General features: G+C 71.3%; 14 protein-coding genes, 2 tRNA genes and 1 pseudogene. 8 read left to right on the forward strand and 9 right to left on the reverse strand.

Annotation, left to right across the window (positions count from 1 at the left end; translation table 11 throughout):
• Positions 1-10 precede the first annotated feature (10 nt).
• A complete protein-coding gene (locus tag ACPXBU_RS26980) occupies positions 11-922 on the reverse strand; it encodes an AfsR/SARP family transcriptional regulator (RefSeq protein ID WP_425760196.1) in 912 nt (303 codons plus the stop codon).
• Positions 923-1,445: 523 nt separating this feature from the next.
• Here ACPXBU_RS26980 and ACPXBU_RS26985 point away from each other — a divergent pair.
• A complete protein-coding gene (locus tag ACPXBU_RS26985; RefSeq protein WP_425760197.1) occupies positions 1,446-4,112 on the forward strand; it encodes an ATP-binding protein in 2,667 nt (888 codons plus the stop codon).
• On the opposite strand, the gene ACPXBU_RS26990 is transcribed toward ACPXBU_RS26985, so the two are convergent.
• The 3 genes from ACPXBU_RS26990 to ACPXBU_RS27000 all read right to left on the reverse strand — a co-directional run bounded on the left by ACPXBU_RS26990 (position 4,105) and on the right by ACPXBU_RS27000 (position 7,866).
• Positions 4,105-7,341: a type 2 lanthipeptide synthetase LanM family protein gene (locus tag ACPXBU_RS26990; RefSeq protein ID WP_425760198.1), complete on the reverse strand. Its 3,237-nt coding sequence runs from the start codon at positions 7,339-7,341 to the stop codon at positions 4,105-4,107. The genes ACPXBU_RS26985 and ACPXBU_RS26990 overlap by 8 nt on opposite strands.
• Positions 7,342-7,431: 90 nt before the next feature.
• On the reverse strand, positions 7,432-7,587 hold the full coding sequence (locus ACPXBU_RS26995; protein ID WP_393372532.1) for a hypothetical protein: 156 nt from the start codon (positions 7,585-7,587) through the stop codon (positions 7,432-7,434).
• 203 nt (positions 7,588-7,790) lie between these two features.
• Positions 7,791-7,866 (reverse strand) — tRNA-Lys (locus ACPXBU_RS27000).
• Between the two features lie 188 nt (positions 7,867-8,054).
• Between ACPXBU_RS27000 and ACPXBU_RS27005 the strand changes: the two genes are divergently transcribed.
• Positions 8,055-9,329 carry an Ig-like domain-containing protein gene (locus ACPXBU_RS27005; protein ID WP_425760200.1) on the forward strand — a complete coding sequence of 425 codons (1,275 nt, stop codon included), beginning with the start codon at positions 8,055-8,057 and terminating at the stop codon, positions 9,327-9,329.
• Between the two features lie 252 nt (positions 9,330-9,581).
• The gene (locus ACPXBU_RS27010; RefSeq protein ID WP_393373074.1) at positions 9,582-10,871 is read left to right on the forward strand and encodes a L,D-transpeptidase; all 1,290 of its coding nucleotides are present in this window, start codon (positions 9,582-9,584) and stop codon (positions 10,869-10,871) included.
• Positions 10,872-10,987: 116 nt separating this feature from the next.
• Here the strand turns inward: ACPXBU_RS27010 and ACPXBU_RS27015 are convergent.
• Together ACPXBU_RS27015 and orn are read right to left on the reverse strand one after the other, a co-directional pair.
• Positions 10,988-11,060: transfer RNA gene (locus tag ACPXBU_RS27015), tRNA-His, on the reverse strand.
• A gap of 96 nt (positions 11,061-11,156) precedes the next feature.
• Positions 11,157-11,753, reverse strand: coding sequence for an oligoribonuclease (gene orn, locus ACPXBU_RS27020; RefSeq protein ID WP_425760202.1), 597 nt, complete (start codon positions 11,751-11,753; stop codon positions 11,157-11,159).
• A gap of 66 nt (positions 11,754-11,819) precedes the next feature.
• On the opposite strand from orn, the gene ACPXBU_RS27025 reads away from it, so the two are divergent.
• Positions 11,820-13,112, forward strand: a complete 1,293-nt coding sequence (locus ACPXBU_RS27025) for a glycosyltransferase family 87 protein (RefSeq protein ID WP_425760203.1) — start codon at positions 11,820-11,822, stop codon at positions 13,110-13,112.
• A gap of 32 nt (positions 13,113-13,144) precedes the next feature.
• Here ACPXBU_RS27025 and ACPXBU_RS27030 read toward each other — a convergent pair.
• The 3 genes and pseudogenes from ACPXBU_RS27030 to ACPXBU_RS27040 form a co-directional block, all read right to left on the reverse strand.
• Positions 13,145-13,669: pseudogene (locus ACPXBU_RS27030) on the reverse strand (hypothetical protein); the annotation flags it as partial.
• 691 nt (positions 13,670-14,360) lie between these two features.
• The gene (locus ACPXBU_RS27035) at positions 14,361-15,098 is read right to left on the reverse strand and encodes a YcnI family protein (RefSeq protein WP_425760205.1); all 738 of its coding nucleotides are present in this window, start codon (positions 15,096-15,098) and stop codon (positions 14,361-14,363) included.
• A gap of 17 nt (positions 15,099-15,115) precedes the next feature.
• Positions 15,116-16,780, reverse strand: coding sequence for a copper resistance CopC/CopD family protein (locus tag ACPXBU_RS27040; RefSeq protein WP_425760207.1), 1,665 nt, complete (start codon positions 16,778-16,780; stop codon positions 15,116-15,118).
• Between the two features lie 203 nt (positions 16,781-16,983).
• On the opposite strand from ACPXBU_RS27040, the gene ACPXBU_RS27045 reads away from it, so the two are divergent.
• From ACPXBU_RS27045 to ACPXBU_RS27060, 4 genes are read left to right on the forward strand one after another with little or no spacing between them, the layout of a single operon-like run.
• A complete protein-coding gene (locus ACPXBU_RS27045) occupies positions 16,984-17,574 on the forward strand; it encodes a sigma-70 family RNA polymerase sigma factor (RefSeq protein ID WP_425760208.1) in 591 nt (196 codons plus the stop codon).
• Between the two features lie 32 nt (positions 17,575-17,606).
• Positions 17,607-18,131: a MauE/DoxX family redox-associated membrane protein gene (locus ACPXBU_RS27050; RefSeq protein WP_425760209.1), complete on the forward strand. Its 525-nt coding sequence runs from the start codon at positions 17,607-17,609 to the stop codon at positions 18,129-18,131.
• Positions 18,124-18,840 (forward strand): DsbA family protein, encoded by a 717-nt coding sequence (locus ACPXBU_RS27055; protein ID WP_425760211.1) that lies wholly within the window; start codon positions 18,124-18,126, stop codon positions 18,838-18,840. The genes ACPXBU_RS27050 and ACPXBU_RS27055 overlap by 8 nt, the downstream gene beginning before the upstream one ends.
• On the forward strand, positions 18,840-19,946 hold the full coding sequence (locus ACPXBU_RS27060; protein WP_425760212.1) for a hypothetical protein: 1,107 nt from the start codon (positions 18,840-18,842) through the stop codon (positions 19,944-19,946). Before ACPXBU_RS27055 ends, ACPXBU_RS27060 begins: the two co-directional genes overlap by 1 nt.
• Positions 19,947-19,984 lie beyond the last annotated feature (38 nt).

Here is a 19,984-nt window from a genome sequence, read left to right on the forward strand (position 1 = left end):
CGTCCGCTGGCTACGGTGAGCCGTGCCAGGCGGCCAGGCCAGCCGACGCCGACTCCGAGCCGACCGCGACGGCACGTGACGACGGCCGGTCCAACAGGTGTTCGTCGCGCAGGATCGCCTGATGCAACTGCTGCGCCTCGGCGCTCGGCCGAAGACCGAGTTCGTCGTCCAGGGTGCGATCGAGATCCCGGAAGGCCTCGAGCGCGTCGGCACGCCGGCCGGAACGGAAGAGCGCCAGCATCAGGTGTAGGCGAAGCTGCTCACGCAGGGGGTGGACGGCGACAAGCGTCTCGATCACCGGGGTGAGCCGGGCGTGCTGCCCGCAGATCAACTCGGCCTCGATCCAGGCCTCCATCGCGGACAACCGGCATCCCTCCAGCCGGCTGGCCTCCGCGCTGGTGGCCGGGGTGTCGGGGACGTCGGCCAGCGCCGGCCCGCGCCACAGCACCAGCGCCCGGCGCAGGATCTCGGCGGCGGTCTCGGCGTCGCCGTCGGCAAGCGCGCGCTGTCCGCGGGCCGCGAGGTCGGTGAATCGGTCCCCGTCCAGGTCGTCCCGATCGGCGGTGAGCAGGTAGCCCGGCGCGCGCGTGCACAACTGCCGCCCGTCCGGGTCGCCCAGGACCCGGCGTACCTGGTGAACGTACTGCTGGATCAACTTCACCGCGGTGCGCGGCGCGGCGCGCGGCCAGAGCTGCTGGCGGAGTGTGTCAGTCGAGACGACCTGGTTGGCGTTCACCAGCAGGACGGCGAGCACCGCCCGACACTTGGCCTGCGGCAGTGGGATCCAGCCGCCGGAGCTGCGGACCTCGACCGGACCGAGCATCCGGTACCGCAGTGGAGGGTCGTCATGGGCTGGTCCATGCGGCGCGTAGCCGTTGGCTCGCGGCGCCCAGTTGAGATCAAGGGTGCGGTCGTCACGCACTGCTTCCTCCCCGTTGCATGGCCCCGCCGGTCGGCGGCACCGGGTCCAGTCCAATCAGCCCTCACTCGACACCGAAAAGCCGATTGGCATCCGAGCCGTGCCAATTACCGTGATCCCGGGGTTCGATATCGTCCGGAGACCAGAGCCGAAACCGGTGAGACCCCCCACCACGCCGAAGTTATGACGGCAGACTCGACCCCGGCAAGCTGGGAAGTGTTTGCGAATGTTCGGGAGTGTGCGAGATTCACCTGACCTGCTGTTACCGCCTCGACGGCACGCTGTCGTCGACCGGGTGGCAGGGGTGGGCGACGGCGGGATCGCCTGTGCGCCAAGGGTTCGGGCAACGAGCAGCGGTCGGCGGCGGCCACCTCGGCGCTCCTCCTGGCTCAAGATTTCAGCAAGCCTCGCGGCTCCTTGTTGACGATTTCAATATTTTTCCGAAGCTTGGTCAGAAAGCGCGTCGCGACACGGCCACACGGTGGCAGCGGGTGCGCTGAGTCGATAATTCGGGGAAGATCAGCATATGGAGTCCGACCTTTACGGTAGTCCACCGGCACCCGAAGGCGCGGCCACACCAATGGAGTTCGTCGGCGCGCTGCGACAGTTGCGCCTCTGGTCGGGCCTCACCTACCGACAACTCGCGGCAAATGCGGCGGCCTCCGGGGAGATCCTCCCGTTCGGCACCATCGCTTCCGTGCTGAGCCGGACCAGCCTGCCGAGGCGGGAGTTCGTGGCGTCGTTCGTCCGGGCCTGCGGCCTGGACGAAGCGTCGATCGCCCGATGGGTACGGGAGCGCAACGCGCTCGTGGTCGACACCGCACAGGCGGGTCCCGGTGCCGTTCGGGACGAGGGGTCCGACGTGCTGCCCGGCGAACCGGCCTGGCCGGCGCCGGCCATGCTTCCACCGGACATCGCCGATTTCACCGGACGCGCCGTCGAGGTGCGGACGCTTGTCGACCGACTGACCGCCGAGCACGCCGACGGCTGCGCCCCTGCCGCACTGCCGGTGACCACCATCGCGGGGATGGGCGGGGTGGGTAAGACCGCACTCGCGACGCACGTCGCGCACCTGGTCCGGGCGTCGTACCCCGATGGTCAGCTCTGGGTCAACCTGACGAACGCGGATGCCAGCCCGGTGGACCCGGCAGAGGTGTTGGGTCGGTTTCTGCGGGCGCTCGGCATGCCGTACCGCGCCATCCCGGCCAGCCCGGCGGAACGCGCCGAGGCGTACCGGACCCGGACGGCCGACCGCCGGATGTTGGTGGTGCTGGACAACGCGGTCTCCGAGGAACAGGTCCGGTCCCTGCTGCCCGGTGCGGCCCCGTGTGCCGTGCTGATCACCGGGCGGGCTCGGTTGACCGGGATCGAGGGCGTCCGGCGGATCGACCTCGACGTGTTCCCGCCCACCGAGGCGGTCGAGTTCCTGACCCGGCTCGCCGACGACGAGCGGGTGGTGGGGCAGGAGACGGCGGCGGCCGACCTGGTGGAGCTGTGCGGGTATCTACCCCTCGCGGTACGGATCGCCGGGGCACGCCTGGCCGCGCGGCCCACCCTGCAACTCGCGCATCTCGTCGGACTGCTCGGCGACGAACAGCGGCGCCTGGACTGGCTGGTGACCGGAGACCTGGCGGTACGGGCCTCCCTGACCTCCAGCTACCGGGCGCTGGCACCGGAGTCCCGCCGGCTGTTCCGACTGCTCGGCCTCTTCGAGGTACCGGACTTTGCCGCGACACTGGCCGCCGCGGTCCTCGGATGTTCCCTGGAACAGGCGATCGAGCACATCGAAACCCTCGTCGACGCCCAACTCCTCGCCGTGGACGCACTCGACGTCTGCGGGCAGACCCGGTACCGATTCCACGACCTGACGCGACTCTTCGCCGCCAGGTGCGCCGAGTTGGAGGAGGAGCCGGGCGAACGGGCACAGGCGGTGCAGCGAGGGCTGGGCGGCTGGCTGGCACTGGCACGACGGATGGCCCGGTGGATCCCCGGCCCCTGCTATGCGGCCATCGGTGGCCCCGCACCGCACACGACGCTCGACTGGGCCGACGATTACACCGAGCGCGTCTCGCCCGAGGACTGGTTCGACGCCGAGTGCGCCGCGCTCCAGGCGGGAGTCCGCCACGCGTGCCGGCTCGGCCTTGACGACCTGGCGTTCGACCTGGCGGGCAGTTTGGAGAAGTACTTCGATCTGCGCGGCAGGTATACCGAGTGGACAAACCTCAACACCGAGGTGTTGGCGGTCTGCCGCGCCGCCGGCAATCGGTTGGGTGAGGCGGTCATGCTCCGCGGTCTGCTCGACGTGAGCACCTGGATCACCGATGACCGGGACGGTGACGTGATGGCACGTTCGAGCATCGAGGCCCGCCGCCTGTTGGAGATGTTCACCGCCCTGAAGCACGATGCCGGCGCCTCCGACGCCGCCGTCATGTACTCGTGGGCACTGAGCGCCGGCGGCGCCTACGCGGAGGCGGTGGCGGTGGCGACCCGCGCGCTGACCCTGGCCGAACGGTCGGATCACCTCGGCGGCCAGGCGCGGAGCAACCTCGCGCTGGCCATGGCCTACTACGAGCAGCAGCACGTCGACCTCGCCATCGGCCACGGTGTCGCCGCACTGGAGAACGCGCGTGCGTTGGGCAACATGCGCTGGGTCGCCACCGGTTTGCAGTACCTCGGGATCGCCTACCGGCAACTCGGTGACCACGACACCAGCGAGCGGATGCTCAACGAGTCGCTGGCCATCTCCCGCGCGCACCGCGATCACTACCCGGAGGTGCTCACCGTCCTCGCACTGGCGCGCCTGCACCTGGAACGAGGCGACAGCGCGGCGCGCGAGGCGGCCGAGACAGCCCTGCTGCTCAGCCGCAAGTACCACATGCGGCACCATCTCGCCGAGGCGTACGCGATCCTCGGTGAGATCGAGCTGCGGGACGGCCGTTCCGTCCGCGCGATCCGGCATCTCGAGGCTTCCGTCGCCATCTGGCGGACCCGGGGATGGCACTCCTTCCAGGCGGCTTCGCTGACGACCCTGGGCAGGGCGTACCTCGGCATCGACGCGCGTGCGGCTCGACAGGCCTTCGTCGACGCCGAGGCCCTCTACGCCCAGCTCGGCTACACCGACAAGGTCACCGAGCTGAAAGTGCTTGTCGAGAGCACAATGGATCGCCAGGGACCGGCGCTGCGTCTCACGTGAGGCGGCTCCGGGCCGAGCGTCGCGGGGGCCCCGGTTCCTGCGCCAGGACGGACGGCACCCGGTGCGGCGCGAGCAGTCGCAGCATGCCGTAGCCGATACCGGCGAGGCCGGTGAGCAGACCGGGTATCTCGACGTCGTCGTGCAGACCGCTGCGCCACCCCCGTTCGTCGATCGTGTCGAGCATCGTCGTGGCCTGGCACCGCACCCGCCGGAGCAGGACCGGATCCGCGGTCCGATCCGCGGCGAGTTGGAGGAAGTCCAGGCTGCCCGCGTCCCCGTGGCAGAGGGAGTGACCGTTGCCGAAGCCTTCGCGCACCGTGTCCTCGATCGCCGCGGCCAGGTCGACTGCCACGTCCAGCTGGGCTCCGGCGCGGAGTCGGGCGATCCCGATGCCGGCGGACCCATGGCACCAGGCGACCGGCCGTTCGAAGCGGACGCCCGGACCTCCGTCGAAGTCGATCTGGATCTCGTCTTCGGCATTGCTGACGTCGCGCAGGTCGTGCCAGTAACCGCCGTCGGCGTCGAAGAGGCCTCGCTCGTAGTCGAACCCACGCCGGGCGGCATCCAGGTAGGAGTTCTCCCCCAGCAGGTCCGCCGCCGTCGACAGGGCTGCGCTGATCCCGGCGGTGCCGTGGCCGAAGCCGGCCAGCGGGCGGGCGGCGACGCCGGAGGTCACCGCCCGGGAGGGCAGCCAACTGGCGCCGCACCCGTACGCCCGTTGGGTCGAGACCAGGTGGTCGGCGGTGGTTCTGAGCAGGTCGAGCACCCGCCCGGACGGCCGTGCCCGATACCGGGCGAGCAGACCGAGCAGCGCCCCCGCCGCGCCCTCCATGACCTCGTACTGCACATCGTCGGCGACGAGGGCGCCGATCTCCTCGGCGACCCTGGTCGCCTCGTCGAGCAACGCCTGGTCCGTCCAGAGAACGCCGAGATGACTCAGGGCGTACACCACGCCGCCTCGACCGGCGAACCCGATCAGGCTGCCGGGAAGGCCTCGGCGTAGCTGGGCGATGGCCGTGCGGGTCGTGTCCCGTGCCAGCTTCCTGATCTTGTCGTCGCCGACCAGTTCGGCGTGGTGGGCGAGGAAGAGTGCCATTCCCAGCAGTCCGTCGTACAGATTCGGGCCGAGCACACCGACGGCGCAGGCACGGTGCGACCCGAAGTGCGGCCCGATCCAGGTCGCCCCGCCGTCCGCACGGATCGCGAGGGCGGCCAGCCGGTCCGCGACCGCCGCCGACGCGTCGACGAGCCGGGTGTCCGAGGCGGGCTGGTCCGCCGGGCCCGTGGCGTGGCGCGTGAACGAGAACCGCCCCTCACGGCGAACGCCGTTCATCGTGATGCTGCCGTGGATCAGCCAGCTCTGCCGGGCCAGGTCTTCCTCACCCAGCCGGTCGACGAGCTCTCCGGTCACCTCCAACCCCGAGCGCACCGTCACCCCGGGCACCGCCCGCCCGCGACTGTCGCGCAGCGGCCCACCTGACACCGTCGTGGTGAAGATCGGGATGTCGCCGCACCAGAGATCCCGCCGTTCCGCCTCGGTGACCGCCGAGATGCCCGGACGGCGGACTGCGTCACTCCACAGCCGGTCGAAGTGCTGATCCCGGTCCAACCCGTCGACGAGCAGACTCGGATGGAAGGACGTGCTGAGCAGCAGGGCGTACGCCGCCGTGTCCCGGACCAGGACCCGGACCTCGTCCCCGGCGAACGGCGCCAGCGGGCCACTGCTCGCGGTGAGCGCCTCGCGGTGTGCCATCAGCAACCGGTAGACCTCGCGGAAGCCGTCCAGGACGTACCGCACCTGGTCGGCGGGCCGAACCGGGCTCTGCGCCGGAGGTCCGACCGCATCCGCCTCGGGCTGCGCCAGGCGGATCCGCATCTGGTCGGTCGCGGGACTGACGATCGTCGCCACCCGTACCGTCGGCTCCGCCCGAGCCCTCTCGGCGGTGCGCAGACCGGAGATGTCCCCGCCCCAGGGGGTCGGCCGGACCGGCAGGAAGCCGGCACGCATCACCGAACCCGACGCCAGCTCCGCCGCCCGGCGTTCCGCCTCCGACTCGCCGGCCGGCCGCAGCGAGGGCAGCTCGGGCTGGAACAGGGTTTCCAGGTCGACGAGCACGGGCTGTTCACCGGCGACGATCACGTTGTCGGCGTGGAAGTCCCCGGCGTGCACCAGGTACAGCAGCGCCAGCAGGCGGCCCTGCCGCCGGTACAACCGTTGCGTGGCGGCCCGGTCGGCCGGCTCGGTCGACTCGACGTACTCCATCCAGCCGTAGTCGCCCCGGTCCAGGCAGCGCAGCACCCGGAGTTGGAGGCCTGGGGTCCGGTCGTTCACCCACCTGAGCAGATCCTGGAAGTGCACGTCGACGGCCGCCGACCGTGGCTTGTACATGATCCGCAGCCCGGAGGCGAACCGCACCATCGACACGGTCTGCGCGCCCCGGTGCGGATCTCCCAGTTCGGCGACGATGTCGACAACGGGACCGGGGTCCGTGTGCGGTGAGAAGGTTCTCCGCAACTCGGGCAGATCGGCCGCCAGCCGGTCGACGAACACGCCGGACTGTCGCACCCAGGCGCGGCCCGTCACGACGAGTTGCCGGGCCAGGACCGGGTACCGCGTCAGCAGGCGCCACCGCTCGGCGGGCTCGTCCAACCGTCCACGGAAGGAGAGGAAGCGTTCCTCCGCCGTGTCCCCGGCCAGGACCCCGTCCCGGCGGCAGGCCGCCAACTCCAGGAGACAGGTCCGCTGGACCATCCCGTGCAGCCGCGGCGCGAGCCGGTGCAGCATCAGCTCGGCGACCACGGCGGCCGGGGGAAGGTGATCCTCCCGCACCGACCCGGTCGCCGCGGTCAGTCGTTGGTGCAGCCACCGCAGCAGCGGCTCGACCAACCCGAGGAACGGCAGGTCGACGTCGCCCGTCGGGTCCGCCGACGCCGGCCGCGTACCGGCGCCGTCGCCCGTGGCCCGCGTATAGGCCGAGGCGAGATCCGCTGCCCATTCCGGCTGCGGGCCACAATCGCCGGCGAGGATGTCCAGCAGGCGGGTCTCGCTCAACCCCGCCGCGGCCAGTCGCCGTTGCCACAGCACGTCACCGGTCGGAGCGTCCGCAGCGCCGTTCGGCGGAGCCAGGCCGAACGGCGCTGCCTGACGCCAACGCGCCCTCCGCTGCTGGGCTTGGCGAAGCCGCCCGCTCTCCACCCGCGTGGCCGGCGCGGCGACCCGCTCGACCAACGGAGCGGCTTGCCAAAGACCCCGCACCGACCGAGGTAGGTCGGTGACCGGGACAACTGGCACCTTGGACATCGGTCGGATCGCCTGGGGCTAGAGGCAGCAGATTCGAACGGCCGAGAACCAGGTCCAGAGCGCGTCGGGCTCCTGCGGGGCAAGGGCACCGTCGAGCTCGCGCATCTCGGCCTCGAGATCCCCGGCCGGGTGGTCCAGAACCCGATCCATCTCCAGTACGTCGGTACTACTCATTCTCACTCCTCCTGCCTCTGCGGACGACCTGTGCCTGCACGAGGCTAGGTAGGACTGGTTCAGCGCCGGTAGGTCAGCGGTATGGCCGCAGGTGAGACGAGCGGTGCCGGCGGCGAGCGGGCGTCGGCACCGCTCTCGCTTGCCGACGGCGAACACAAAAAAGCTCTGACCCGGGATGAGACCCCAGGTCAGAGCTTTGATGTTGGTGCGCCGCCAGGGACTCGAACCCCGAACCCGCGGATTAAGAGTCCGCTGCTCTGCCAGTTGAGCTAGCGGCGCTCGTTCGGCAACGGAGAAAACATTAGCACCCGCCTGAGCCGGGCTCCAATCCGGTTACCCGGCTCCCCCCTTCGGTCGAGCTTTGCGGGCAAAAACCCGCAAACCTACCAGCGCGCTCACGACGGGGGCGTGGGTTGGCGCGATTATGCGGCACGATGTCCGCCAGGTACGCGAGAACAGAGGTGGGGATGACACGGTTCACGCGAGCCGGGGCAGTGGTGGGCGCTCTGACTCTGGTGGCGTCGCTGGCACTGACCGGGTGCGGCGACAAGCAGAAGCAGCCGACATTCGTCGGCGGAACGCCGGTGGCGGACGCGGGCGCGGCACCTGGCTCCTCCGCGCCCTCGGCACCTTCCACACCGAGCGAGCCGAGCGGGCCGACACTCACGCTGAGCCCGGCCAACGGCGCGAACAACCGACCGGTGAGCACGGAGATCAGCGCGAAGCTGCCGGACGGCGGAAAGGTGTCCGCGGTCACCCTGACCGCGGACGGCGGGGGCGCGGTGGAGGGCAAGCTGCGCATCGACGGCTCCGCCTGGGTGCCGTCCGCCCCGCTGAAGTTCGGCACCCGTTACACGGCCACGGTGACGGCGAGCGCGGCCGACGGGACGAGCAGCCAGGGCACCAGCAGCTTCACCACGATGGCCAAGCCGAAGTCGACGATCGGATCCGGCCTGTACCTCTTCGACGACAAGAGCTACGGGGTGGCCATGCCGGTGGTCACCGAGTTCCACCCCGGCATCCCGAAGAAGGACCGGGCGGCGGTGCAGAAGCGGATGTTCGTCCGCACCGATCCGCCGCAGCCGGGGGCCTGGCACTGGGTCGACAACGGTACGCAGGCCTACTACCGGGCCCCGGAGTACTGGAAGCCCGGCACGACCATCGCGGTACGGATCGCCCTGGCCGGGATACCGCTGAGCAACGGCAAGTACGGCGACATGGACCGTAAGGCCACCGCCAAGATCGGCCGGTCGCTCCAGATGAAGGTCGACAACGCCAACAAGAAGATGACCGTGTTCGAGAACGGCGCGCTGGTACGCACCATTCCGGTGAGCCTGGGCAAGAAGAGCACGCCGTCGTCGAGCGGCACGATGGTCGTGATGGAGAAGAAGGAGGCCACGGTCTTCGACACCCGCGACGATCCGGACCCGGCCAACCGCTACGTCACCGACATCCAGTTCGCCCAGCGGCTCACCTGGGGTGGCGAGTACATCCACGCCGCGCCCTGGTCGGAGCACGTGCAGGGGCGGCAGAACGTCTCGCACGGCTGCGTGAACGTGTCGACGGCGAACGCCCGGTGGCTGTTCGAGAAGACGCGGATCGGCGACCCGATCACGGTGAAGGGCACCGAACGCAAGATCGCCGCCGGCAACGGCTGGACGGCGTGGAGCCTGAGCTGGTCGGCATTCATCAAGGGCAGCGCGCTGCCCGTACCCAGTGGTGGGGCCGGCCCTCTGCTCTGAGCCCTGCCGGCCTTCTCGCGCCGGCCCTGCCGATGGCAGGGTCGGCGCGTACCCTTGCACTCCGGCGAGGCGACGATGCCGCGGCGACCCCAGCGCCCCCCGCATGGAGACGAGCCACGCTCACGAAACGCCGGATAATAGCAAAAATCCGGCAGCATAATCGGCGTGTTTCGGTTCACCCTCGGCAACCGGGGCCAGCTCTGGCGCGTCAGTAAGAGACGATGGGGCAGCGACCACGACTGTGAGGGAATCATGCGAGCTAGCCAGGATCAGCTGATCAGGCGCCGTGGACGACGTCGCGTGTTCGCGGCGGGGTTCCTCGCCGTGGCGCTGGCCTTCACCGCCGCCTGCACCGACGGCGACGGCGGCAAGCCATCCTCGTGGCACGGCGGCGACGAGGCCCCGCCACCGAAGGCTGCGGCGACGATCAGCGAGCCGGCGGCCGACGCCAAGGACGTCCCCGCCTCGACCGGCATCACCTTCACCACGAAGGATGCCGTGGAGACCGCGGTCGAGCTCAAGGACGCGGCCGGCAAGGCGGTCGAGGGCGCAGTCGCCGCGGACGGCAAGACGTGGCAGCCGGCCGGCACGTTGGCGTACGGCACGAGCTACACCGCGACCGTGACCGCCACCGGCGACGACGGCCGTCCGGCCACCACGACGAACACCTTCACCACCATGGCCAAGCCCGACAACCAGGTGCGGGTGAGCAGCTTCCTCGGCGACAACCAGGTGGTCGGGGTCGCCATGCCGCTGATCGTGAAGTTCAGCCGGGGCATCCCGGAGGACTACCGCGACGACGTGCAGCGCCGGATGACGGTGACCTCGACCCCGGCCCAGGAGGGTGTCTGGCACTGGGTCAGCCCCACCGAGGTCCGGTACCGGCCGAAGCAGTTCTGGAAGGCCAACAGCAAGGTCTCCTACCGGGTGCGGGCCGGCGGCCTGCCGATGGGTGAGGGCTGGTACGGCCGCGCCGACCTGGCGGTAGACGTCAAGATCGGCCCTTCGGTGATCATGACGGTGGACAACAAGACCAAGCGGATGACGGTGACCCGCAACGGCGCCGTGATCAAGACCATCCCGGTCAGCCTGGGCAAGAAGAGCACCCCGTCGTCGAGCGGCACCATGGTGGTGATCGAGAAGCTGCGCAAGACGGTCTTCGACACGTTCGAGGAGCTGGGTCCGGAGGAGGGCTACCGCACCGACATCGACTTCGCGCAGCGTCTCACCTGGGGCGGGGAGTTCATCCACGCGGCCCCCTGGTCCGAGGGACAGCAGGGCAGCGTGAACGTCTCGCACGGCTGCGTGAACGTGTCGATGGCCAACGGCAACTGGCTGTTCAGCAACACGCAGGTCGGCGACCCGATCACGGTCAAGGGCACCGAGCGCAAGCTGCAGAACGGCAACGGCTGGACCGACTGGAACATGAGCTGGGACGAGTACGTCAAGGGCAGCGCCCTCCCGTACGAGCCGCCGGCCGACCCGGCCACCACCCCGACCCCGGGCGGCGCGGTCACCCCGTCGCCCACGCCGACCGCCTGACCTGAGCGATGCGAAAGCCCCCTCTTCGGAGGGGGCTTTCGCGTGGTCCCCTATCTGGCCCCTACAACGACTCAGGCCCCCTCCGAAGAGGGGGCCTGAGCAACACAACCAAACTGGGTGACTGATGGGAATTGAACCCACGACAACCGGGACCACAACCCGGTGCTCTGCCAACTGAGCTACAGCCACCATGCCGCCGTCGCCCGGTCGATCGCCCCGGGCGGGGTGCGGACCAATAATAGCCGCACCGCGGCCGGCCCCGTCCAGCGGGTATCCGGGCGGGGGTCAGAGTTCGGCGGCGATCGCCTTGGCGGTCTCGACGTCCGGGCCGGGCAGCGGGACGAAGAGCGTGCGCCGGTAGTACTCCAACTCCCGGATGCTCTCCCGGACGTCGGCCAGCGCCCGGTGCGCGAGGCCCTTCTGCGGCTGGCCGAAGTACACGCGCGGGTACCAGCGCCGGCACAGCTCCTTGATCGACGAGACGTCGATCATGCGGTAGTGCAGGTGGGCGTCGAGGCGGGGCATGTCGCGGGCGATGAAGCCCCGGTCGGTGGCGATCGAGTTGCCGCACAACGGCGCCGTCCGCGGATCTTTGACGAAGGTGCTCACGTAGTCCAGGACCAGGTCCTCCGCCTCGGCGAGGGTGACCGTCGAACGGCGGACCTCGTCGGTGAGGCCGGACTTGGCGTGCATCGTCTGGACGATCTCCGGCATCCCCTCCAGCGCCGCCTCGTCGGCGTGGATCACCACGTCGACCCCGTCACCGAGCACGTTGAGGTCGGGATCGGTGACCAGTGCCGCAACCTCGATCAGTTTGTCCCTGCCAAGGTCGAGCCCGGTCATCTCACAGTCGATCCAGACAAGGAGATCAGCCACCGGCACAGCCTACGCGCAGCCCACACCCCGCGGCTGCGCGCTCTCGGCGGACCGGACCGCTAGGGTTTCGGGGTGCCAGCCGATTCCGTAGCACCGCCCGCCGTCACGGACGACGATCCCGGCGGCCGTACGGTCCGTCGCCTGGTCACGGTGGTGGCCCTCATCGCCGTGTTGCCAGCGCTCTACCTGCCGGGCCTGAACCACAAATTCCTCGATCTCAAGATCTACATGTCGGCGGTCGACTGGTGGCGCGTCGGCCACCCGCTCTACGACTACGTCCAACCCGACCGGGTGCAGGGCGAGTTGTACTTCACCTACCCGCCCTTCAGCGCGCTGCTGCTGTGGCCGTTCGGCCTGCTGCGGCTCGACGCCACCGTGGCGATCTTCACGGTGCTCACCGTGCTGGCCGTGGTGCTGACCACCCACTGGCTGATGATGCCGGTCATCGCCCGGCACGACCTGCCCCGGGCGTTCACGCTGATCGTCGCCGTGCTGCTGGTGCTGGCCGTGGAGAGCACCCGCGAGACGATCACCTTCGGGCAGATCAACATGCTGCTGGTCGTGCTGATCCTGGCCGACCTCCTGTTCGCCGTACCGCAGGCGCGGCGCTGGGCCGGCGTCGGCGTGGGGCTGGCGACGGCGCTCAAGCTCTTCCCCGGCATCTTCATCGTGTACCTGCTGGCCACCAGGCGGTGGCGGGCCGCTGCGGTGGCGAGCGCGACCGCGGCGGCGGCGACCCTGTTCGCGGCGGCGATCGCCCCGCGCGACTCGTGGCGGTTCTGGACGCACGAGCTGTGGACGACCGATCGGGTCGGACGCAGCGACATCGTCGGCAACCAGTCGCTGTTCGGCCTGCTCAGCCGATTCACCGCGCCGGAGAAGCCGGATCGCCTGGTCTGGCTGCTGCTGGTGGCCGTGGTCGCCGCCTACGGGCTGTGGCGGGCCGCCCGCGCGGCGCGGGCCGGTGACCCGTTGACGGGGCTGACGTTGACCGGGTTGGTCGGTTCGCTGGCGAGCCCGATCACCTGGACGCACCACATCTACTGGTTCGTGCCCGCGGTGGTGTTGCTCGCCGACGCGGCGTTGAGCGCCGACCGCCCGGACGAGGCACGCCGACGTCGGTGGCTGGCCGGGCTCGCGCTGGGCATCACCGCCGTGATCGTCTACGGCGTGGTGACGTTCCAGAAATGGGGCGCGGGAGCGATCCGCACGCACGACCCGGCGGACTTCGTCCTACAGAACACCTACGTGCTGCTCTGCCTGCTGCTGCTCGCGGTCCTGCCGGTGCGTGCGGGTCGCCGTCGACGCGCCGAGCAACCACACCCTGAGGAAAAATCGCACCAAATGGACAGATCTACCCAGTAGCCGCCACCGGCGCTAATCTGGGCTCATCTACCTCAAGCGTCGCTCGGGTAGCACCGATCCCCCGGTGAGGGTGGCCCTCCGCGTCGGCAGCGCGGAGGGCCACCCGCCGTTTCGTCGACCGCCACCGGCCGCGCCGTGGCCTTCGCTCCGGCCGGCGGCCACGCGAGACTCAGCGTCACCGCCGGTGGTCGGGGCACCCGGACCGGCCTCTCCGGGTCGGCGCGGGTCGCGGACCGGGCCGGATCGACGCCGATCGACCGAGACCGCTCCCCCACACCCGAACCGACCATGGTGAGCTGCCGCACGGCCGGAACCGACGAGGCCGGTGCGGGATCCCGGGCACCCAGGCCACTCAGCGAGGTGACCCCGAGCCGGCCGGCGAGCACCGGGACCTGATCCGGCTCCACCACGAAGATCACCTCACGCGGGCGCAACGGTCGCAGCAGGAGCAGCAGGGCGCACGCCACCAGCAGGACGCCAGCGGCCAGCAGACCCCAGGTGGCGGGTCCGGTCCAGCCCGCCCGTACCTCGGCGCGCAGGTCCAGCGTCAGGTCGGCGGCACCGTCGGGGCGCATCAATACCAGGCTCATGGGCTCACCGGCCAGGTCGTCCGCGCTCCACTGCAGCGAGCCGACACCCTGGCGTACCCAGGACGGCCGAGCCGGCGGGCCGACCGGCACGACGGCGGTCGGATCGACCGGGCCACCAGCGGCGGGATCGACCGGGTCCAACCGAACCGGCAGCGGGCCCCGGGCCAGCGCCACCCGACGGACCACGGCGTGCGACACCGGCGCCAGCCAGCCACGCACCTCGGCGGTGGGCGCGAGCCCCACGAAGGCCGGGCCGTCCGCGGTACGGGCGTCCAGTCGCAGCCGGGTCTGCCCGGTACGCGCGAACGGCGCCTCCTGGCGCAGCAGGCGGTCGAGGTCGGTGACCACGACCGCGTGACCGGGCGTGCGGACCGTCTCGAAGCGGGCGGCGAAGGCCCCGTCGGGATCGGCGTGTCGTGTCACCAACCACAACGCGCCACCGGCGAACAGCGCCGGAATCCCCATGGCCACCAGCAGCACACCGACGATCGCCCGCACGACACGCATTCGCACCGTCTCCCTCCGTAGCCAGATACTCGGCCGACCTTACCGACGTAGGCGCGGTGATCAGGGGATATCCACGGCACCGCAGGGTCCGACGGCGGAAAGCGCGCTGGCCCGCCGGAACGTTCCGGCGGGCCAGCGGGTGGGACGGGGGTCAGGACGTGCTGACCGGCTTCCGACGGGTTCGGGAGAACGCCAGCCCGCCCAGCACCAGACCGGCCAGCCCGGCGACGAGACCGGCCACACCGAGGCCGACCGCGAGCCCGTTGCCGTCGTCGTCATCGTCGTCGTCGGGCGACGACACGGCGGCGGCGCTGGCCGGGGCCGAGCCTGCCGGCGCCGCGGCGGCGGCCAGGGTGAGCACCGGCGCCGGGTGCTCCGGCTCCTCGGCGCCCGGCGCGGGCGGGTCGATCCAGCGGGAGATCTCGCCGTCCGAGTAGGTCTGCAGGACCTTGAAGACCATCGAGTCGACCTTCGGCAGCGGTCCCATCGAGACGGGGAACTCCTGGAACTGGCCGGGCTTCACCGCCGCGTCGCCGGTGGCCGTCCAAGTGATCTTGGAAATCGCCTCGGTGAGCTGGCTGCCGTGCACCTCGATCGGCGGGTCCACCTTGCGCTTCTCCGTCGCGACCGTCCAGCCGGGCACCGGCATCGTCGACACCGAGCCGACCGGGGCGTTCTCCGGCAGGGTCACCTCGATCTTGTTGGTCGAGGCGGTGTCGCTCTCGTTGGGCACCCGGAACGCCACCCGGGCGTACCCGCCCTGGGCCGCCTCCTTCGGGTTGACCGTGACGTGCGCGGACGCCGATCCGGCGAAGCCGAGCACAGCGGTGGCGGCGGCGGTGAACGCCAGGGCGGCAGCGGCGGTTGCGGTACGCCGGAATCGGGTCATGGGTTTCGCGAGCCTCTCTAACGGATCGCCACGGTGGCGGTCACCGTGGCCTGGTCGATGTCTGTCGTACGGGCGGTGATCTTGATCTGCCAGTCGCCGGCGGACGGCAGGCTGATGTCGCCGTAGGCGTGGCTGTCCGTCAACGGCAGCAGCGGGACGTCGATCGGCTCGATCCCGGCCGAGGGCAGCGCGGCTGTCGCCTTCCACTCCACCACCGGCAGCGGCTGGCTGTTCTTGTCGTAGGCGTACAGGTGCACCGTGTTGTTGCCCCGCTGGGCCGGGCTCACCTCGATCTCCATGTCGTAGAGCGAGCTGGACAGCTTGGTGCTGAAGAAGCCGGCCTCGGTGCTGGACGGCCCGGCCACCGCGGTGCGGGCGGGCGTGGTCTGCACGAGCGTGGCGGACAGGCCGAGCACCACCACGGTGACGGCCAACTCCACCCAGACCGCCCGGCGGACCGGCGCCGGGCGCTGCGCAGCGACGCGCCGACGCACCAACTGCCGGGAGTACGCGGCCACGCCGATCACCACCGCGAACAGCCCGATCTTGGCCAGCAGCAGCCGCCCGTACGTGGTCTCGATAAGCGCCTGCGGTGTGGCCACCTCGATCAGCGCCTGGACGGTGCCGGCCAGCAGCAGCGCCGAGACGGCGAGCGCCGCCCAGCGCGACCAGATGGGCAGGATCGCGCCCAGCTCCCGCTCGTCGGCCTGGCGCAGCAGGAACGTGGCGAGCATCAGCAGACCACCCAGCCAGACCGCCATGCTGCCCAGGTGGACCGCGTCGACCAGCACGGAGACCGCCGGCGCCGGGGAGGCCGCCGGGTGCCCGGCCAGCGGCCAGGTCAGCAGGGCGGCGCCGCCGAGCACGGCCAGGATGCTCGCGTCGGTGCGGCCGGCCGGCCGGGTCAGCAGCGGCCGGAGCAGGAAGACGGAGGCCGCCAACAGGCCGAGTCGGATCAGGTGGGCGGCGCCGAAGGTGCTGCCGAACACACTGCCGAACCCCTCACCTGTCACCTCGAAGAGACCACCGCCGGCCGTGTAGGGCACCTGCAACCACAGGTCGGCGAGGGTGGCGACGGTCACCAGGCCGAGGCCGGTCCAGGCCAGCCGCGCCGGCCCCCGCCGGGAGAGCCGTCGCGGCCACAGCGCGGCGAGCACGAGCGCGGGCCCGACCAGCAGCACCAGACCGAGGTAGCCGAGGAAACGCGCCACCTTCACCGCCGTACCCACCACGGGGTTGGCGCGGCTGTCCGTGCCGGAGTCGACGGGCGGCGTCGAGGGCGCGCCGACCGAGTAGGTGAACGCCCCGGACACCGGGTGGCTGTCGGCGGAGATCACCCGGAAGCTGACCAGGTAGGTGCCGCGCCCGCCGGCCGGGTCCACCGGGATGCGCACCGCGCCGCCGTCGAAGGACGGCTCACCCCGGTCCGCACGGGAGCCGTCCGGCGCGATGACCCTGATCTTGCCGGGCACCTTGCGGACCGACTCACTGAACCGCAGGACCACCTCCGACGGCGCGCTCGGCACCACGGAGGAGGTGGCCGGGCTGGTGCTTTCCAGCACCGCGTGGGCGCTGGCCGGGGTGGCTGGCGCGATCAACAGGGCGACGACGGCGACCAGCAGGCCTGCGGCGGCAGCCAGCCGGGTGATCCAGCGGCGGGGGGCGACAGTCATGCCAGCCATGGTCGCCGACACGTGTGGATCTCGGCGACCCGAGTCGGGCAAAGGGTTCAACGCTGCTCAGCCGCCAGCGCCGCGCGGGAGGGGATCGCGTGTCATGAGCAGGTAGTCGGTCCGGGTGCCGAGAAAGTTCCCGACGTGGTGCAGACCATCCAGGCGCCGAAGGACCGTGACGCTGCGTCGGGTACCGCGTAACCTGATTTGTCGTGATCCCCGTCCCGCGTGACACAGGTGCCGCCGGTCCGGCAGAGCCGGCCGGTGACGTCGCCCGGGACCCGGCGACCGAGTGGGCGCTGATCGCCCGCGACGGTGACCCGAGCGCCCAGGCGGCGTTCGTCCGGCTGACCCAGACCGAGGTCTGGCGGTTCGCCGCCGCGCTCGTCGACCCGGACAGCGCCGACGACCTGACCCAGGAGACCTACCTGCGGGCGTTTCGGGCCCTGCCCGCGTTCGAGGGTCGTTCCAGCGCCCGCACCTGGCTGCTCGGCATCGCCCGCCGGGCCTGCGCCGACCACCTGCGCACGGTGATCCGCCGCCGGCGGCTCGACGAGCGGCTGGCCGCGAACGCGTACACCGACCGCCCGCACCCGGACCCGGCCGGCCAGTTCGGTGCGGCGGACCTGGTCCGCCGGCTCAGCGCCGAGCGGCGTGCCGCGTTCGTGCTCACCCAGTTGCTCGGCCTGTCCTACGCCGAAGCGGCCGAAGTCGTCGGGGTGCCGGTGGGCACCATCCGCTCCCGGGTCGCCCGGGCCCGCGACGAGCTGGTCGAGGCGGTCGGCGACGCCCTGACCGGCTGACCGGGGAACTTCCGGCGCAGACGGGACGACAAATGAGCGTGACTGCACCTTCCCCTCCGGTCGGCCGTTGGCCGGCCGTCCGGCCTTGGCTCGGCACAGCGGCACGGCTCGGCCTCGCCGCCGTCTGGCTCGTCGCCGGCGCGTCGAAGGTCGGTGACCTCGCCGCCTCCGGGCGTGCCGTCAACGCGTACCAGGTGCTGCCGTACGACGTGGCGACGGTGATCGGCGCGGCCCTGCCCTTCGTCGAGCTGGCGCTGGGCGTGCTGTTGCTGCTCGGGCTGGCCACCCGGCTGGTCGCCGGGGTGTCGGCCGCGCTGCTTGTGGTCTTCGTCGTGGGGATCGCCTCGGCCTGGGCGCGAGGGCTGGCCATCGACTGCGGCTGTTTCGGCAGCGGCGGGCAGTTGGGCGAGGGGCAGGCACCCAGTTACCTCCCGGAGATCCTTCGGGACCTGGGATTCTTGGTATTGGCCGGATTTCTGCTGATCTGGCCACGTACACCGGTATCGGTGGACGGGTGGCTGTCCGGCGAACCCGCTGTGGAGGACGAGGATGAGTAGTCGCAAGGGCAAGCGGGACTCCGCCCGGGTGGTCCGCGAGCAGCTCGCCCGCGAACGACGGCGTCGCCGCACGATCTGGGTCTCCGCCGCGGCGGTCGTCGTCCTGGTCATCGCCGGTGTCGTCGGCTGGGTCGTCTGGTCCAACCAGCGCTCCGACACCTTCACCACCCCACCCGGCGCCAACGGCCCCGGGACCGGCATCGTCACCGGTGGCGGCCCGGTCACCGTCGACGTCTACGAGGACTTCCTCTGCCCGGTCTGCAAGCAGTTCGAGCAGGCCACCGGGGCGACGCTCGAGCAGTTGGTGGCCGACAACAAGGCGAAGGTGGTCTACCACCCGGTGGCGTTCCTCAACCGCTTCTCCACCACCGAATACTCCTCCCGGTCCTCGGCCGCCTCCGGCTGCGCCGCGGCGGGAGGCAAGTTCCGGGAGTACGCCAAGGCGCTCTTCGACAGGCAGCCGCCGGAGGGCAGCGCCGGGCTCCCCGACGACCAGCTGATCGACATCGGCACCGGCGTGGGCCTCGATCGGGGCTCGTTCGGGGGCTGCGTCAAGGACGGCACGTACAAGACCTGGACCGAACACGTCACCGATGAGGCCGGCCGGAGCAAGGTCACCGGCACGCCGACGGTCGTGGTCAACGGTCAGCCACTCACCAGCCCCACCCCGGAAAGCCTCACCGCGGCCGTGGCGGCGGCCGGCAAGTGATGCGTACCCTGCTGGCTCGCGCCGGCCTGGTCGCCGCCGCCGCCGGCGTGGCGACCCTGCTCACCGCGGCCCCCGCCGCCGCGCACGGCGCGGACGCCCCCGACGGCACCGACTACCGCACCCGGACCACCGGGGTCACGCCGCAGCGGCCAGGGCTGGAGGTACGCGTCGTCGAGGCGGGCGCCCGACTGGAGCTGACCAACGACACCGGTCGGGCCGTCGAGGTCATCGGCTACTCCGGCGAACCGTACCTGCGGGTCACCCCGGACGGGGTCTTCGAGAACAGCCGCTCCCCCGCCACCTACCTCAACCGCACCATCGCCGGCGACACCGCGCTCCCGGCCGAGGCCGACCCGGCCGCCCCGCCGACCTGGCGGCGGATCGCCGACGGGACCACCGTGCGCTGGCACGACCAGCGCGCGCTGTGGCAGGAGTCGGCACCACCGCCGGCGGTCCGCGCCGCACCGGACCGGGAGCACCGGGTCCGGGACTGGACGATCCCCCTGCGGGACGGCGCCGACCCGGTGGCGATCGACGGGTCGCTGGACTGGGTGCCGCCGCCGGACGCGTACACCTGGTGGGCGGTGACGATCGTCGGGCTGCTCGCGGTGGGCGCGCTCGGCCTGGTCGCCGCCGCGGCCCCGGCCGGCGGTCGCGCGCTGTCCGCGCTCGGGGCGCTGCTGATCGTCGGCGGCGTGGCGGCCGTCGGGTACCCGGTGGGACGGGAGCTGGACGCGGGCGCCCAGGGTGTGGGCGGGGTGCTGCTCGGGCTGCTGTCCGGGCAGATCTGGTCGCTGCTCACCGGCCTCGGCGCGATCGCCGCCGGGTGGTACGCGCTGGCCCGCCGACCGGCCGCCGACTTCGCGGTGACGCTGGCCGGGGCCTGCGTGGCACTGTTCGCCGGTGCGGCGAACGCCGCCGTGTTCGCCCGGTCCATCGCCCCGGTCCCCTGGCCGGCCGAGGTCGCCCGGGTGATGGTCGCGCTGGTGCTGATCACCGGCACCGGAGCAACAGCGGCAGGAGTCCTCCGCCTACACGCCGCCCCTAGAACCCCCGCCCCCACCGCCCCTCGCCCCACCGCACCCCGCCCCACCGGCCCCGGTTGATCATGAGGTTATTGCCCCCGACACGCCGGGTGAAGCGC

Origin of the sequence: Micromonospora sp. DT231 (genome assembly GCF_049847025.1) — a bacterium.
GTDB lineage: Bacteria > Actinomycetota > Actinomycetes > Mycobacteriales > Micromonosporaceae > Micromonospora.